This window comes from Brachyspira pulli (assembly GCF_036997785.1).
Taxonomy (GTDB): domain Bacteria; phylum Spirochaetota; class Brachyspiria; order Brachyspirales; family Brachyspiraceae; genus Brachyspira; species Brachyspira pulli.
The window spans coordinates 38,434-56,427 of the sequence record NZ_JAWLQI010000001.1; the positions used below are offsets into that span (position 1 = coordinate 38,434).

The 17,994-nt window shown below is 27.6% G+C and carries 12 protein-coding genes; 6 read left to right on the plus strand and 6 right to left on the minus strand.

Annotated features, from left to right (window positions below; all coding sequences use genetic code 11):
* Positions 1–231 precede the first annotated feature (231 nt).
* The 6 genes from R4K56_RS00140 to R4K56_RS00165 all read left to right on the plus strand — a co-directional run bounded on the left by R4K56_RS00140 (position 232) and on the right by R4K56_RS00165 (position 6,115).
* The gene (locus R4K56_RS00140; protein WP_335759663.1) at positions 232–645 is read left to right on the plus strand and encodes a PqqD family peptide modification chaperone; all 414 of its coding nucleotides are present in this window, start codon (positions 232–234) and stop codon (positions 643–645) included.
* 68 nt (positions 646–713) lie between these two features.
* Positions 714–1,631, plus strand: a complete 918-nt coding sequence (locus tag R4K56_RS00145) for a PLP-dependent cysteine synthase family protein (RefSeq protein WP_335756946.1) — start codon at positions 714–716, stop codon at positions 1,629–1,631.
* Positions 1,632–1,642: 11 nt separating this feature from the next.
* Positions 1,643–2,356, plus strand: coding sequence for a serine O-acetyltransferase EpsC (gene epsC / locus R4K56_RS00150; protein ID WP_335771651.1), 714 nt, complete (start codon positions 1,643–1,645; stop codon positions 2,354–2,356).
* Between the two features lie 214 nt (positions 2,357–2,570).
* Complete coding sequence (locus R4K56_RS00155; protein WP_335756944.1) at positions 2,571–3,593, plus strand: sugar kinase; 1,023 nt, start codon at positions 2,571–2,573, stop codon at positions 3,591–3,593.
* Positions 3,594–3,675: 82 nt separating this feature from the next.
* Complete coding sequence (locus tag R4K56_RS00160; protein ID WP_335756943.1) at positions 3,676–4,632, plus strand: ROK family protein; 957 nt, start codon at positions 3,676–3,678, stop codon at positions 4,630–4,632.
* Between the two features lie 454 nt (positions 4,633–5,086).
* Positions 5,087–6,115 (plus strand): hypothetical protein, encoded by a 1,029-nt coding sequence (locus R4K56_RS00165; protein WP_335771652.1) that lies wholly within the window; start codon positions 5,087–5,089, stop codon positions 6,113–6,115.
* Between the two features lie 68 nt (positions 6,116–6,183).
* Here the strand turns inward: R4K56_RS00165 and clpB are convergent, their stop codons facing one another.
* From clpB to R4K56_RS00195, 6 genes are all read right to left on the minus strand, one after another.
* Positions 6,184–8,763: an ATP-dependent chaperone ClpB gene (clpB, locus tag R4K56_RS00170; protein WP_335757472.1), complete on the minus strand. Its 2,580-nt coding sequence runs from the start codon at positions 8,761–8,763 to the stop codon at positions 6,184–6,186.
* 322 nt (positions 8,764–9,085) lie between these two features.
* Positions 9,086–10,906 carry a hypothetical protein gene (locus R4K56_RS00175; protein ID WP_335771653.1) on the minus strand — a complete coding sequence of 607 codons (1,821 nt, stop codon included), beginning with the start codon at positions 10,904–10,906 and terminating at the stop codon, positions 9,086–9,088.
* A 151-nt stretch (positions 10,907–11,057) separates the two neighbouring features.
* The gene (locus tag R4K56_RS00180; RefSeq protein WP_335771654.1) at positions 11,058–12,935 is read right to left on the minus strand and encodes a conjugal transfer protein TraB; all 1,878 of its coding nucleotides are present in this window, start codon (positions 12,933–12,935) and stop codon (positions 11,058–11,060) included.
* Between the two features lie 14 nt (positions 12,936–12,949).
* Entirely contained in the window at positions 12,950–15,349 is a 2,400-nt protein-coding gene (locus R4K56_RS00185; protein WP_335759784.1) for a penicillin-binding protein 1A, read from the minus strand.
* Between the two features lie 215 nt (positions 15,350–15,564).
* Entirely contained in the window at positions 15,565–16,950 is a 1,386-nt protein-coding gene (locus R4K56_RS00190; RefSeq protein ID WP_335757475.1) for an META domain-containing protein, read from the minus strand.
* Between the two features lie 165 nt (positions 16,951–17,115).
* Positions 17,116–17,829, minus strand: a complete 714-nt coding sequence (locus tag R4K56_RS00195; protein ID WP_335757476.1) for an META domain-containing protein — start codon at positions 17,827–17,829, stop codon at positions 17,116–17,118.
* Positions 17,830–17,994: the final 165 nt, after the last annotated feature.

Consider the following 17,994-nt stretch of genomic DNA (forward strand, 5'->3'; position numbering starts at 1 on the left):
GCGGCGGGAAAAAGTTGACTAAAAAATGACAAACTTAAAAAGTTTCAGTATATTCTAAAAAATTAAGTTTTCAAAATTAACTATCTTTTATATAAATCAGTATCAATTTTCATATAATAAATATTTATAGCTTAAAAAAATTAATATATAATATATATTTGTAATATTGTTAATAGTAATTTTTTTATTTTTTGGTATAATATATCTATATTATTTTAGAGAGAAAATTATATGGGTAAAAAAAATGATAACATACTGGATAACTTTTTAAAAGAAAAAGATGAACATAATTTTGTACTTTATGTTCCGGAAATAATTCACACTAATTGGAAAATAAATGAAAAAGGCAGAGTATTGCTTATACTTGAAACTAATAACCCTATAACAAAAATTTCAGCTTGGCTTTTGAAAAAGAAAATTAATAAAGATATAGAATTTGATGAACTTTCAACTTCTGCTTGGCTTAGTATAGATGGAGATAGATGCATATTTGAAATAGCAAGACTTCAAAAGGCAAAAACAGACGATAGTTTTAAAGATGCTCTTATCAGACTTATACAATTTATGCATTATATAGCAAATAGAAGATGGATAAAATATAAAAAGGTAAAAAGCAAAGAAGAAGTTGATATAAGTAAACTTTAACTTTTATATATTGTTTTTATTAAAATATTAATATATATTGATGCAATATTTTTTTAGGAGATTTATATATGTTATGTAATAGTATATTAGATTTGATAGGAAATACTCCAATTGTTAGATTAAAAAATATGGAATCTAAATTTGGTTTAAATAGTAATATAGAATTATATGGAAAACTTGAAAGAAATAATCCTGCAGGTTCTATAAAAGATAGGGCTGTAAAACAGATTATATTAGATTTATTTAAAGACGGAAAATTAAAAGAAGGTTATACTATAATAGAGCCTACATCTGGTAATACAGGTATTGCTATGGCCGCTATTGGAAGATATTTAAAACTTAATGTTATAATAGTTATGCCTTCTTCTATGTCTGAAGAAAGAAGAAAATTAATAAAAGATTATGGAGCAAAATTGGAATTAGTAGACGGCGGAATGGATGTGGCAGTTGAAAGAGCGAATCAATTAAATAAAAAAATACCTAATTCTGTAATACCGGGTCAATTTGTTAATGAATCAAATGTTATGGCACATTATTTAACTACTGCTCCAGAGATATTTAGAGATATTCCAGATCTTGCTTATATATTTGCAGGTATTGGTACTGGCGGAACAATAACAGGTATTGGACAGTATGTTATGGATAATAAGAGGAATACTAAAGTTATTGGTGTAGAACCAGAAGCTTCACCTCTTTTGACTAAAGGAAGATCAGGACCTCATAAAATACAAGGTTTAGGTGCTAATTTTGTACCAGAAATTTTAGATTTAAAAGTTGTAGAAAAAATTGTAGATGTATCCAATGATAATGCTATAAATACCGCTAGAGAATTATGTTTCAATGAAGGTTTATATGTAGGTATATCTTCAGGAGCTAGTGTTTATGCTGCAATAGATTATTCAAAACAATTGGATAATGATTCAAAAAATAAGATAAAAATGCTTTGTGTTTTACCAGATACAGGTGAGAGATACTCTTGGAGTTAAGGACTTAATTTATGAAATTGAAAACTTTTAGTGAATTACCAAATCAAAAAGATATTAGGGAAATTGTAAAACTTATTAGAGATTATGCATTTCCAAATTTTTTTAGAGAGACTCAAAATAGGGATATTGTAAAAAAAAGCATAGCTAAACTTTATATGAAAATAGTTAGCGATGATTCTGCTTTATTGGATTTTGTTGAACAGCTTGATGATATTACATTAAGTCTTGAAAAGGATTTAGAGTTCTTTTATCAATCAGATCCTGCTTCTAAGTCTTATGATGAAATAGTGTTAACATATCCGGGATTTAGAGCTATTTTTCATTATAGAATAGCACATATATTTTATAATCAAAAAGAATATTTAATAGCAAGAACTATATCAGAGTTTGCACATTCAAAAACAGGTATAGATATTCACCCAGGGGCAACTATAGGAGATTATTTCTTTATAGATCATGGTACAGGAATAGTTATAGGTGAAACTACTATTATTGGTCATCATGTAAAAATATATCAAGGTGTTACTTTAGGGGCTTTATCTTTAACTAATGGAAGAAGCCTAGAGGGGCAGAAAAGACATCCTACAGTTTGCGATTATGTTACAATATATGCTAATGCTTCAATATTTGGAGGCAATACCACAATAGGTGAAAATGCTATTATTGGGGCAAATTGTATAGTTTTAGAATCAGTTGAAGAAAATAAGAAAATATCATTATCATAAATTTTTATTATTAATTTTTTTAGAGGAAGTATATAGCTTCCTCTTTTTTTGTTCTTATTCTTATACTAAAAAATACTTTATAAATACTGTTTTTTATTTTTAATTTTTATTTAATTGTGCTAAATATAATTGCAATAATTATTAACATAATATATTATTATGTTAATAAAGTTATGTTAATAATATTCTTTTAAAGAAAGATAAAGGATTTTTTATGGCTTCAGTTATTACATTCGGTGAAATAATGTTAAGGCTTTCACCTCCTTCAAATTTAAGATTTGTACAAACAGATTCTTTTGATGCAAGATTCGGCGGCGGAGAAGCTAATGTTTCTTTTGCATTATCAAATTTTGGTGTTGATACTTCTTTTGTTACTAAACTTCCTAAAAATGATATAGGTCAAGCCTGCATTAATGAATTAAGACGTTATGGTGTAGATGTATCTAATATAGTTTTAGGCGGGGATAGAATAGGTATATATTTCCTTGAAAAAGGTGCAAGTCAAAGAGGTTCTAAAGTAATATACGACAGAGCCAATTCTTCAATATCTCAATGCAGTAAAGAAGATTTTGATTGGGATAAAATTTTTGATGGTGCTAAATGGTTTCATCTTACAGGAATAACTCCGGCACTTGGAAAAAATGTTGCTGAAGTTTGTATAGAAGCTTGTAAGAAGGCTAAAGAAAAAAATTTAACTATTAGTTTTGATTTAAATTTTAGAAAGAAATTATGGACTTCAAAAGAGGCTAATGAAACTATGAGTAAGTTAATGCCTTATGTTGATATATGTGTTGCTAATGAAGAAGATGCTGAAAAAGTATTTGGTATTAAAGCAAAAGACACTAATATTATAGAAGGAAAATTATCTCATGAAGGTTATAAAGATGTTGCTAAAGAAATAGTTGATAGATTTAAAGTAAAAAAAGTAGGCATTACTTTAAGAGGTTCAATTTCTGCAAGCGAAAATTTATGGTCTTGTATGCTTTATAATGGAAGTGAATATTATTTCTCAAAAGAATATTTGATAAAAATAGTTGATAGAGTAGGCGGAGGAGATAGTTTTGCTGCTGGACTAATTTATTCTTTTTTGAATGGCAAAGATGACAGAGAAGCACTAGAATTTGCAACTGCTTCAAGCTGTTTAAAACATTCTATAGAAGGTGATTTTAATGTTGTAACTGTTGATGAAGTTATGACTGTGTATAATGGTGATGCTTCAGGACGTATTCAAAGATAATTATTATTATTAATTAATTTATTCTTGACAATTTGTATTATTGTACTAAAATAGTATAATAAATATAATTAGGAGTATAAAAATGAAAGATGTAGTTATAGCTATAGATATAGGCGGCACTTCTATGAAAGGTGCTGTTATAGAAGAAAATGGTAATATTTTATATAAGGATAATTTTGATGTTGATCCTAAACATACTACAGATGAACATAAAAAAGTTATTGCTGATTTTGTGGAAAAATTAAAAAGTAATATTCCTAATGATTATAAAGCTATAGGTTTAGGTATAGATTGTCCTGGAGTTATGAATAGAGAAACTCTTCATATGGGAGGAGCTGAAAATATACCAGGTCTTAAGGGATTAAAATTTTCTGATATAGGCGATCAATTTAATTTGCCAACAAAAACTGCTAATGATGCTAGTATGGCTGCTTTAGGCGAAGCAAAATATGGAAGCGGTAAAGAAAAAGCATATCAATCTGTAATGTTTGTTACACTTGGAACAGGTGTTGGAGGCGGATTTGTACTTAACGGACAATTATTTACTGGTTCTTTAGGCGGTGCCGGAGAAATCGGACATGTATTTGTAGTTCCTGATGGTGATAAATGTAACTGCGGTTCTAGCGGTTGTATAGAACGTTATGCTTCTGCTACTGGTTTTATTGCTATGGCTAAGCAGAAAATTCATAAAGGTGTAATTCCTACTACTTTAACTTATGAAGAATTAGATAAAGGTAAGGCTAAAGCTTTATTCGATGCAGCTAAAAAAGGCGATGCTCTTGCAAAAGAAACTATTGCAGAATGTTCTTATTATTTAGGTATGTCTATAGCACAGGCTTTAAATATGCTTGATTTGGATTTGGTTCTTATAGGCGGAGGTCTTTGTAAGGACTTTGATATGATGATAGAGCATATTAATAGAGGTGTAAGAAATTACGGACTTAGAATGATGGTTAATAATGTTGAAATAAAACCTGCTTCTTTAGGTAATGATGCCGGTGTTTTAGGTTGTGCTGCTTTATTCTTTAGAAATAATTAATAATTATTTAAAATAATTAAGGCTTACTAATATATATTTATTAGTAAGCCTTTTATTATATAAAATACATTTAAATAATTTTATTTCATCAATATCTATATTTTTATTAATGTATTGTCAATACTTTTTGCAGTGTAAAAAGTTATAATTTAGATATGTTGTTAAAAATGTCAACACTACAATCTTATATATTTACACAGCGTATTAAAATGTAAGGTAATATTTTAGTTAGTCATAAATGTACTTTTGGTTCACTTTGACTTAACCAATATATAAAACTATTTTATCTGTGATTGTATATATTTTGGTAAAATAATTTTTGGTTTAATTTATTGTAAATATTTTATAAACTAAAATCATTTATCATATTTTGATTTGATTTATTATTAGTTCAAATATAAAATATATTCTGTATTTAATAATATAAATTGTTTTATGCTTTTAAAGGTTGTGTATGTATAAAGATAGAAAAATTTATTTATGTTCATTTGGAAATTTGGATTTATATCCATCAGCTTTACGATTTAAAAAACAAGCAGAAAGTTTTAATATATTTGATGAAATTTTTATTTATAATGAATATAATTTACCTTATGATGAAAAATTTGAGAGATTATTACGTTCTAAATTAGTTCCTAGTAGAGGATTTGGATATTGGTGTTGGAAGCCTTTTATTGTACTTAAAACTTTAGAGTCAATGAATGATGATGATATTTTATTTTATATAGATATGGGATGTCATTTAAATAAAGAAGGTATTGATAGATTTTATGAGTATTTGGATATTGTTATAGAAAATTTAAATTTATGTTTTGAGTTAGGTAATGTTGAAAAAGTATGGACTAAATCAGATTTATTTAATTATTTTAATGTATTAAATAATTCTGATATTACAGATAGTCATCAAATAGCAGCAACATCATTTTTTTTACTAAGAAATGATGTTAATATTGAATTTGTGAAAAAATGGCTTCAAGTTTATTATGACGATTTTTCTTTAGTTGATAATACTCCATCTAAAATTCAAAATTTTGAAATGTTTTCTGAACATAGGCATGATCAAAGTATTTTTTCTATACTTTCAAAACTATACCATTTTTATACAATACCTGAATATGAATTAGAAATTAAAGATAAAAAGTATCCAATTAATGCTATTAGAGATAAAAAAACGATCTATAGTTTTATTTCTTCAAAGGCATGTGATAAATTTTTTGATAAATTAGTTTGGTATATTCCAATAAGAAAAAATAGAGATAGTATTAGATCTAATTTGAGATCATATTCTACTTATTCAGTAAAAAAATATTTGGGTATTAAAGAACTTAATGATATTGCTATAACTAATATTAATATAGTAGATATTTTTTTGAAACATATAATTGATAAGAAAGTAATAAAATATATAAAAAGTAATAAAGATGAAATAAATTCTATGATAGATTATATAAATCAATATAGGAAATGTATTGATAGATTATAATTATATTTAAGGCTTACTAATAAATGTATATTAGTAAGCCTTTTATTTTATGAAATTAAATTAAAATATTATTTTTCAAAAACCAAACCATTTTCTGATTTAACAACTCTTATAGTATCTCCTTCTAAATATTTGCCTGATAGCATTTCTTTAGCTAAAGGATTTTCTATATAAGTTTGTATAGCTCTTTTTAATGGTCTTGCTCCGAACTGAGGATCATAACCAATATCAGCAATATAGTCTATTACTTCATTGCTTACATCTAAAGTTATTCTTCTGTCTTTAAGTCTGTTAGCAACTCTTGCTATTTGATTTCTTACTATCTCAGCAATGTATTTTTTGTCAAGTCTAGTAAATGTTATTATCTCATCTATTCTGTTTAAGAACTCTGGTCTAAATGACATCTTTAATAGTTCTTGAATCTTTTCTTTGATATCATTAGTATCATTAGCTTCAAGAATAAGATCAGAACCTAAATTACTTGTCATTATGATAATAGCATTTTTGAAATCTACTATTCTTCCTTGTCCGTCAGTAAGTCTTCCGTCATCTAATACCTGAAGTAAAACATTAAATACATCAGGGTGAGCTTTTTCTATCTCATCAAATAATATAACAGAATAAGGTCTTCTTCTAACTGCTTCTGTTAATTGTCCTCCTTCATCATAACCTACATATCCTGGAGGAGCTCCTATAAGTCTAGTAACAGAGAATTTCTCCATATACTCACTCATATCAATTCTTGTTAAAGCATGCTCATCACTAAATAAGAAATCAGCAAGTGTTTTAGCAAGTTCTGTTTTACCAACTCCAGTAGGCCCTATAAATAAGAAACTTCCAAGAGGTTTATTTTCATCAGAAAGTCCTGCTCTGTTTCTTCTAATAGCATCAGCAACTGAAGTTATAGCTTCATCTTGTCCTACAACTCTCTTGTGTAATACTTCTTCAAGCTGTAAGTATTTTTGTTTTTCACTAGCAAGCATTTTACTTACAGGTATTCCAGTCCATACAGATATTACTCTAGCTATGTCATCTTCAGAAATTTCTTCTCTTAAAAGTCTTTTCTTATCAGAGTTTTTAGCCTCTTCCATAGATTTAGTAGCTTCTTCTAATTTTTTCTGTAATTCTGGTATCTTACCATATTTTATTTCAGCAGCTTTTGCTAAATTACCTTCTCTTGTATATTGAGTTTCTTTTATATTTAAAGCTTCAAGTTCTTCTTTTAATTTTCTAGTTTCTTCAATTCTTCCTTTTTCATTATCCCATTGAAGTTTCATAGCATTGCGTTCTTCAGAAAGTTCAGATAATTCTTTTTCAAGTTTTTCTAATCTTTCTTTAGAAGCAGCATCATTTTCTTTTGAAAGAGCTTGTTTTTCTATATTAAGCTGTAAAATTTTTCTTTCAATTTTATCAAGTTCAGTAGGCTGGCTGTCTATCTCTATTTTTAATTGGCTTGCAGCTTCATCTACTAAGTCAATAGCTTTATCAGGTAAAAATCTATTAGTTATATACCTATTAGATAAAACAGCAGCAGCAACTAATGCATCGTCTTTTATTCTAACACCATGATGAACTTCGTATTTATCTTTCAAACCTCTTAATATTGAAATAGTATCTTCAACAGTAGGTTCTTTACAATACACTTGTTGGAATCTTCTTTCAAGTGCTTTATCTTTTTCAATATATTTTCTGTATTCATCTAAAGTAGTTGCCCCTATTGCTCTCAATTCACCTCTAGCTAATGCAGGTTTTAATAGGTTAGAAGCGTCCATTGCACCTTCAGTAGCACCAGCACCTACAAGAGTATGAAGCTCATCTATAAATAATATTATGTTACCTTCAGATTTTTCTATCTCTGTAATAACAGCTTTTAATCTTTCTTCAAACTCTCCTCTAAATTTAGCACCGGCAACCAAAGCACCTAAATCTAAAGCTAATAATCTTTTGTTTTTAAGTCCGTCCGGTACGTCTTGAGAAACTATTCTTCTAGCAAGTCCTTCAACAATTGCAGTCTTACCAACACCAGGCTCACCTATAAGTACAGGGTTGTTTTTTGTTCTTCTTGATAATACCTGCATAACACGTCTTATCTCTTCATCACGTCCTATAACAGGATCAATTTTTTCTGCCTCTGCTAATGAAGTCAAATCACGGCAATATTTATCAAGTGCCTGCATTTTAGCTTCTGGGTCTTGGCTGTTAACACTTTGTCCTTTTCTTAAATCTTTTAATGCACTTAAAACTTCTTTTTTACTTATTCCGCTTTTTCTAAGCATGTCGCCTGCTTTGTTATCAGCTTCAACAAGTGCTAAGAATATATGCTCTGTAGATACATATTGGTCTTTCAAAGCATTAGCTTCTTTTTCTGCTTTTGCTAAAACTTTACCGGCATTAGTAGATAGATGTAACTGTACATTTTCACCTGTAACCTTTACGTTTTCATCAACTAATCTTTGAGTTTTATCTATTAATGTATTTATAGGAACACCTATTCTTTCTACTAAAGGCTGAATAAGTCCGTCCTCTTGTTTTAATAATGCTAAAAGTAAATGTTCGCTTTTTATTTCGTTATGGTCTTCACCATTAGCTATATTAGCAGCTTCATTTACTGCCTCTTGGGCTTTTATTGTATATTTATTATAATCCATATTCTAATTAATTAACGGTTTAAAACCGCCTAACTCCTTTATAAATTAATTATTTAATTTTTAATTAAATAATTTTTGTTTCAGCATTTAATTGCTGTATACTATTATATATGCAAGAAATGTGCCAAATAATTAGTTTGAAATGTTTTGTTTTTATACATTTATTTTATGTATAGTTATTTTTGGTAATATTGTAAATATAATTATTGTATAAATTTTATATATGAAAAATTATATTATGTATAAAAATAATACTATAAATTTGTATTGTGTATTAATATGTATATTAAAGGGCTATATTTCAAGCCCCTTAATTTATTTTTTAATACAATTCAAAAGTGTAATGAGTAACAGCCTCATCAGGTCGGAAATAATCGCTGCCCTTGTCTTTAATGATCTTTAACATATCCGCCATAGCTTTATAATATAAGAAATAATAATCATACTTTTTGAACTCTGACATAGGAGAGTTTAAAAGCAAATTATAATATTTCTCGGAAAGATTCAATGCTGTTTCATATTGAGTGTTTAATTTAAATTGTCTGTCATAATCAACTAAACGCACTATTTTATTATTAAAAGTAAATAAATCAGCCCCGCCGCTTTCCCAACCTATAGAGGAAGTCGTTTGATTATTAGGCACAACATTAACCCAGTCGGATTCCTGTGCTTTGTCTGGAGAAACTGAAGATACTTGTAATTGATAATAACCAGACTTTTTAATGTGCTCCTCTGTAACGGTGAAATTTGTTTCAAATCTGTCAACAGTTTCCATAATCTCTTTTATAGGAGGAATAGGATAAGTGCTGTTAAAGGTTCTGTAATACTTGCCGTTTAACTCAGTGTAGGAAGGCTCGAAAGGCGTACCGTCCTGCATTTCAAAACCGAGCATTTCATTAGTTTGAAGAAATGATCCTGCCTCTGATATACCAACTGATATTCCCATTAATATTGGATTATATTTATCAATAATATCATCAAAATCATAAAAAGGTTCTTTTTTCCAATTTATACCGTCTTCTGTTATGTATACGTATTGCACAGTTCTATAAGAAGAACCTGAAGTATTAGTCCATAATTGCAATTCTTCACTATATATATATTTTCTATATTCACGAGGGAATACATACAATTTATTTTCATCATAGTACATTGTAGAAAAATCATAATATAATTCATTGTTTATACGATTTGTAACCCAATTTTTAGCATCAGACATATCCTTTCCAAATTCTATTGTATAATATTCTCTTTTACCCAAAATAAAATCTTCCTCACTAGGATCTATATAATATCCAAGATGTTCATCATAAATACTAAAATTATTTCTAAATACAAATATTTTACCCTTAAAATAAATTATATGATTTCTAATAGCATTTCCAAATCTTCCTTGAAAGTTAGGATTATTAAAATTAGGTTTTGGAAAATCAAATACATTTGATGAAGAAGTTTTATTCCAATTTAATAAATCTGATGAACTTCTGTTACTGTAATGAATTATAAGTTTTTCTACATAACCAAATCTATCATAACTCATTCTTTCCCAATTTCCCATATAACTATAATCACAAATATTATTAGGTACATCATTAGGAATTATATATATCCAATTTGTTGCCCAGCCTTGAGACTCTGCTTTTATAGGTATGTTTACTTCTGTATCAGTAATAACGAGTTTCTTTGAATTTAAATTCTTCCAATACTCTGCTTTTTCTAAATCTCCTGAATTAATACTATATATTTTTGTTATTGTTCTTCCGTCGTTTTCTATTTTTAATATAGCTCCTTTTCCTCTTGGGTTAAGAGTTTTTGTTTCATAATTATATTCATATTCATTTGTAGCTAAAACATACCAGTCATTTTTGAATTTAAATCTTCTTCCGTATCCGCCGAATACTGTACCGTTTGCCACTGCTTCGGGTTTCACTTCTATAGGCTTTTCTTCGGTTTTTTCAGGAGGTGTTGGAACTGGGGTTGGGTTTGGGTAGTCTGGTATTTCTGGTTTATTATCGTCTATTATTGGAAATTTTGTTGGAGGAGGTATATTGTTCGGCCCTAAGAGATTTACTTTTTTACAGGACATTATCAATATTATTATCAAAATTAATAGAAGAAGTATAAAGTAAACTTTCTTTTTCATAATATAACCTCTAAATATTTAGTATATATTATAATAAATAGAATTTACAACATTATATTATAATATAAAATAATAAATCAAACATACTATTATTCTATAGTATAATATGATTTTGTCAACTTCGATTTTCTATAAATTTTATTTAATAGTTTTAAATAATATAATCGTCTGCTATCTTTCTTAGTCTTTTGTTGCCTAATACATGGAAATGTCTTAACTTCCTTAGAGTTTCGCTTGAAAATGTTGTGAGAGGTACATAAACTATTTCAACAGAATGCTGTTTAGCAAATTCTTTTAATATGCTTGATGGCGGAGTAGGAGCAACATAACCTAAATATTTATCAACTGAATATATTATTGCTGTATAAAGAAGTAAATCAGCATAATTTCTTACTATGCCTTCTTTTTTTAGTTTAGGATATATTCTCCATACATCATGTGGAGCTTGAGGAGGCATTAAAGAAGCATAACCTCCAAAATAACATTTAGATATTCCGGGACCTACAAGAATATTTCCCGGTTCTGTAGAGTATAATATTAAATCGCTGTCATCATGAGCTTCACTATACCATACTATATTCCAATCATAATCTTCATCATGCTCATCATCGAATATTACAACCATATGTCCTATATTTCCTTTTATTTTTGGAATCTCTTTGACATATATTTCATTTTTATAGTAATTTCTTATAGTTTCACGCATGTCAATTCCGTCTTTTATACTAACGGTAAAAGGTTCTATTTTCGCTTTGTCTTCTGTAAGCATATTTCTTATTTTATCTCTTAATATATTCATATGCTTTTCCATTAGTATATCTTCAGGTATATGGGATAGTAAATTAGTTCTTTTATTCCAAACATCTTCCCATTCTCCCTCATACTTTTCACTAGGACGTGTTGTAACATGAACTTTTTTGAAAGATGTTCTCCATACATTATCATATTTATGGAGTTTGATTTTTTTATCTTTTAATAATCCTTCCATACCATTTGTGCTAGGATCTCTGTTTAATTTTATAGTAGGGTAGTTTTCATCTTCTTCAGTATAATGAGGATAGTATTCTAAACCTTCCATTACTTCTAATGCATAATCATTATTTATCATGCATTTTGCTGCTGTGAGCATATCTATATAATCAGGTATTATATAATTATCTATTAAACATAAATTCCTTAAATACTTCATCATGTTTTTCTGCTGAAGTAATGATATTGGAAGTTTATATCTCATCTTTGCTTCTTTGAAAATTGTTTCTATTATATGTATCTTGTCAAAATTTTCTAATTCTCCATTTCTGTATAATTCATACATATAAGTAGTAAATGGAAATTCTCCAAGCATTTTATTTAAAGATTCTTTATGTACATTATATATTTTAGGTTCTCCGTATTCATCTTCTTCATCGGAGTTGAAATCTTTTATTTCTTTTTTTAATTTTTCATCATCTAATTTTTTTAGAATAGAAACCATATTTTCCCAATGCGACATTCCTATAACTAAAAGTATTTTATTATATTTTTTAGATAATTCATGAAGATACTTAGACATAAATATTTCTCTTTCTTCATCAGTATCATCTTTATAAAAAACATAATTTTCTTTTATTTCATTATAGAATTTTTCAAGTCCGATACTTTTCATTACATGATCATCAGGCATAAGATAATGAGAATTTGAATTGATTGAAGTAATATCTTTATCAATAGGGAAAAAAGGTATTTCTTCATCAATAGCAAGTCTTACAGCCTCTATTATAGAATCGCATGGATCTATAGGAATATAAACAGCTTCATCATTTATTTCTCTTATTATTAAACTTACAAAAGGAAGTCTGCTTACAGCTTCACGCAATGAATCAGCAAAATTTGCGGGGTGTTCTATTGCTACAATATCTGGTTTAAACTTTTCAAAAGCTTCTCTAACGGCAAGAGAAAAATATACTCTTGAATGTATAGACGGAATGGCTAATATATTTTTATATCTTAGCACATTAGAGTTTATATCAACAATACCTTTTTTATCCATCTATAATTTCCTAATTAATAATTAAGGAATGAGTCTATTATACTATCAAGCTCATTTGAATCTTCCAAATAATGAGAACATACATTACAAGTTTCTGTAGGTATCTTATCTTTAATAAATAAATCAGTTTGGAATGAATAACAAGATGGGCCCGGAAGTTTACCGCTTATAGCACAAACCTGCATACTTACTACATTTTCTGGTCTGTCATACCAAGTAGGTTTAACATCTTTCAAAGCAGCAACCATATATTTACCCCAAATAGGAGCAGCAACTCTACCTCCAACCTGGTTGTTTCCAAGAGAATATTTAAATGAGTCGAATCCTATCCATATACCAGTTGCAAGTTCAGGAGTATATCCAACAAACCAAGCATCTTTCCAGTCATTTGAAGTACCAGTTTTTCCGGCACCTTTTCTAGTAAATCCTGCTTCGTACATAGCACTTGTAGCAGTACCGCCTCTTAATACTCCTAATAATATATCACTTATTAAATAAGCAGCTTCTTTACTTATAACTTGTTTAGGACCGCCTCTTAATGTTACTTTTTTCTTTAAGTTTTGTTCAAAGTTATCCATTACTATTCCGTATCTGTCTGTAACATATCTTATAAGTATAGGATTAACTTCTTTTCCTTCATTAGCAAATTCTGCAAAACCAGTTGTAAGTTCTAATGGAGTGAATAATCCTGTTCCAAGACCTAATGTTAAATCAGGGTTGAACATTCTTTTTGATTTGTCAGAATCCGGTTCAGCTTTGAATATAGGTTCTACATATCTTATGGCATTTGTAATACCAACATAATTAAGAACATTTACAGTAGCTATATTTAATGAAGCAGCTAATGCATATCTTAAACTTACATCGCCTTTGAAATTTCCAGAATAGTTTTTAGGTATCCAAACTTCACCGTCTTCACCTTCTTCCGGTACAAAACCAATAGGAGCATCGCTTACAATAGTTGATGGGCTATAATTACTTACATCCATAGAAGCAGCATATACAAATGGTTTGAATGCACTTCCTGCTTGTCTTCTTGCCTGAGTTGCTCTGTTAAATTGGTTTCTTGCAGTAAATCCAGAACCGCCAACCATAGAAACAATATATCCATTTCTAGGATCTATTGATACTAATGCACCTTCTATTTGTCTTGAAAGTTCTGCCTCATCAGCTTTCATTACTTCCATTGTTATATCATTTACTTCTTCCATTCCGAATATATCTGACATTAATGCTAATGGTAAAGTTGTGTATTTATTTAAAGTATCTCTTACAGCAATATTGAATTTATTGTAAGCACTGTTTTCTGGTAAATTAAATAAAATAGAAAGCATTTTTACTTTATCTATAGTTTCTCTATTGTATATATTGACTATATCCATAGAGCCGCCTTCGTATTTATTATTGTATTCTGTAAGTGCTTCTGTTAATAATTTTTGAGCGGCTTCTTGTTTTTCTATATCTATTGTAGTATATATTTTTAATCCGTCTTCTTTTAATGCTTTTTCACCATATCTATTAACTAATTGTCTTCTTACGTATTCTGTAACATAAGGTGCTCTGTCTATAGAAGCACTATAAGCAGTAGAACCTCTTCTTCCTATTTTTCCAGTATATGTTTCCCAGAATTCTTTATGTGCTTTATCAGCTTCATCTCTTGTGATGAATTTTAAATCAGCCATTCTGCTTAATACAACTTTATGTCTTGCTATTGATATATTAGGATTATTGATAGGGGAGTAAGCATTTGGTGCAGGAGGTAATGTAGCTAGCATTGCACATTCTGCTAAATCCAAATTTTGAACATCTTTATTAAAATAAAATCTGCTTGCCGCTTGTACGCCATAAACTGAGTGTCCGAAATATATTTGGTTGAAATATAAAGTTACTATTTCTTCTTTTGTAAGTCTTTTTTCTATTTGGAAAGTAACCCATATCTCTTTTAATTTTCTCATTATAGTTCTTTCAGTTGATTTCAATACTATATTTCTGGCTACCTGCTGAGTTAGTGTACTAGCTCCTCTTGCTCTCCTTCCTGTTAATATATTACCTATAGTACCTCTGAATATACCAAAAATATCTATTCCAAAGTGTTTCATAAAATTATTATCTTCCATAGATATTATGGCTTGTATTAATTGAGGAGGCAAATCTTTATATTCAACTAATGCTCTTTGTTCAGTGAAAAATTCTGATATTACTTCACCTTTGATATCATAAATTTTTGTAGGTATAGTAGGTTTGTATAATTCAACAGCCTGAACATCCGGCTGAATTACTATATCCGAAACTAAAATTGAAAGTACTACCGTTGTTGCTAAAAACATTATTGATATTAGTACTATATAAAATTTTTGAAATTGCTCTATATTTATTTTATTATAATTAGCCCAGATTTTTTTTAAAAGTTTCAATTTACTAATCCTAAATATATATTTTTTATCTTCTATTATACAAATAATTATTCAATTAATCAACATGTTTTTTCTATAATATATATAAAAACACTCTATGAAATCGAGACTTCATAGAGTGAAAAAGTAATGGGTTTGTATATATATCTTAAGAGTGCAACAAATGACGTTTGTAGCTATACTATATATAACATAATTAAATAAAAACTGTAAAATTAATTTATCATATTAAATAATAATATTTTATCATCAGATGTTTTTATGCATAAAGTATTATCGTTATATGATATATAAGCTGCTTTATTGAGAAGATCTAAATATTCATCTTCAGCCTGCATATCTGCTTCAGGACCAGCCATTAATGTAGATATTCCAGTTTTACTCATTGTTATTTTACCATCTTTTATTTCAAATGGTATGTTATAGTTATTAACTCCGGATTTTCCCACAAATGAATTATTATTTATAGATAAAGTTATTTCTGTACCTTCAAACATATTTGATAATTTGAATTGTTTTCCAGCCAAAGTTTTTGCATCAAAATAATCTTCTATGAATTTTAATATTGTAGAATCTTTAGTTATTATATATAATTCTTTACCTTTTAAGTACATATATTGAGCATTTTCTATATATGATGAGAATGCTGCTTCAGCTTTCATATTTTCTTCAGGGCCAGCCATTTTTGTAGTAGCAAGCATATTAAACTTAATTTCATTTCCATTGATATTGCTGTAAGAAGTTCTGTAATTATTAACACCAGCAAAACCATTTACTTGATTATTTTCACCATAGAAAGACATAGTGATTTTTATATTAGGATATTGATATAAATTATGTAATATGAATGTTTTTCCTAATAATTTATTTTCAGAGATAGAATTATCTTTGAATATTAATTTTTCTCCGGATTTTGTTGTTATTTCTAAATTAGTAGCAGATAAAGATACATTAGAAGCTTCAGAAATTAATTTTGAGAATTCTTGTTCAGCTTTCATATTTTCTTCAGGTCCAGCCATCATAGTAGAACCTAAAGCACCTATTACTATATTATTTTCATTTGTTAAAGTATATCCAGCAAAATATCTATTAACTCCGGAATATCCGTATATTTTATTTGTATCGAAAGCAATAGTAATATTCATTTCAGGGTATTTATTTTCAAGTACAAATTCTCTTTGATATAGATCTTCAATTGTTAATGCTCTTTGTTTGAATACTAATTCTTTATTTTCTGATGTTTTTAAAGTTAATTGATCATTATTCACTGATACAGAATTAACTTTTCCTAAATCGCTTAAAAAATCCTGTTCATTTTTCATATCTTCTTCATTTCCAGCCATTAAAGTAGCTCCTATATTTGTTCCTATAATTATTTGATTATTGCTTACAGAAAATGATGTAAAGTATCTGTTGACACTAGCACTTCCATAAACATTGCTGTTTTCAAATCCAATTGTTATTTTTGGATTGCTTGTTAAATAATATTCTTTGCCATTTATGCTTTCAAAAATATTGCTTTGCTTTGATTCTTTTTGAGAGCATGACAGTAAAAATATTGTAGTTGATAATAATAGTAATAATAATAGTGTTTTTTTCATGTTTTTTTCCTTTTAATAAAAAATTAAAATATATATTTTTCTTTTTGTAGAAATCTTACATAATATAACAATGGGCTTATGATTAAGGAAAATCACAAGCCCATCAATAATAGTGTTAGGAGTCTGATAATAATGAATAATTGCTATATCAAATAAAAATAAACATTAAAACTTCATCTTATAAATTAATTTTTCTTTATCTTTTGTTATTAAAATAAGTTTGTCATTTTCTAATGAAATTTTATGTATATTAGAAAATAATTCTATATACTTCTCATTAGTTTCTTTCTCAGTACTCTCCACATATTTAATATCTTTTATAAATATTTTATCATCTGTTATTGTATAAGATGAAAAATATTTGTCTATATCATTATAACCATATATATAATTTTTGGTAAAACCAATAGTTATATTTAAATCATTAAATGCATTTTTTAATATAAACTCCTTACCTTTTAAATAATTTGGTGATAATTCAGCTTGTTCTTTAAATATTAATTCTTTATTATCTTTAGTTTTTATTGTTAATATATCACCTTTTATATTTATATCTTCGGCATTAGCAAGAAGCTCAAAATATTCATTTTCATCTTTCATTAAATTATTTGGACCTTTCATCTTTGTAGCTTCTATATCTGAAATTTTTATTTTAGTATCTTCTATATCGAAAATAGCTTCATAAGTATTAATAGTAGATTTTCCGGTTATTTTATTCCTATTAAACATTATGTTGATTGTATTTTTGCCAAAATTATTTAATGTATATATTTTTCCGTCCAAAATTCTTTCAGTAATATCTATCTTATTAATTAAATTCTGCTTAGAAAATAGGGTAGCAGAACATACTATAAATATAATAAATATTACTTTTTTCATTATTATATTAATATCCTTTTCAGCATTTATTAACTATATATAACTAATATAACAATTATAGTGTAAAATGTATAATAAAAAAATATAAAAACTATGAAAAATAAATTGCAAAAAAGGAAAAATAAGTTATCATATTACAGTTTACATAATAAAATCCGATAATAT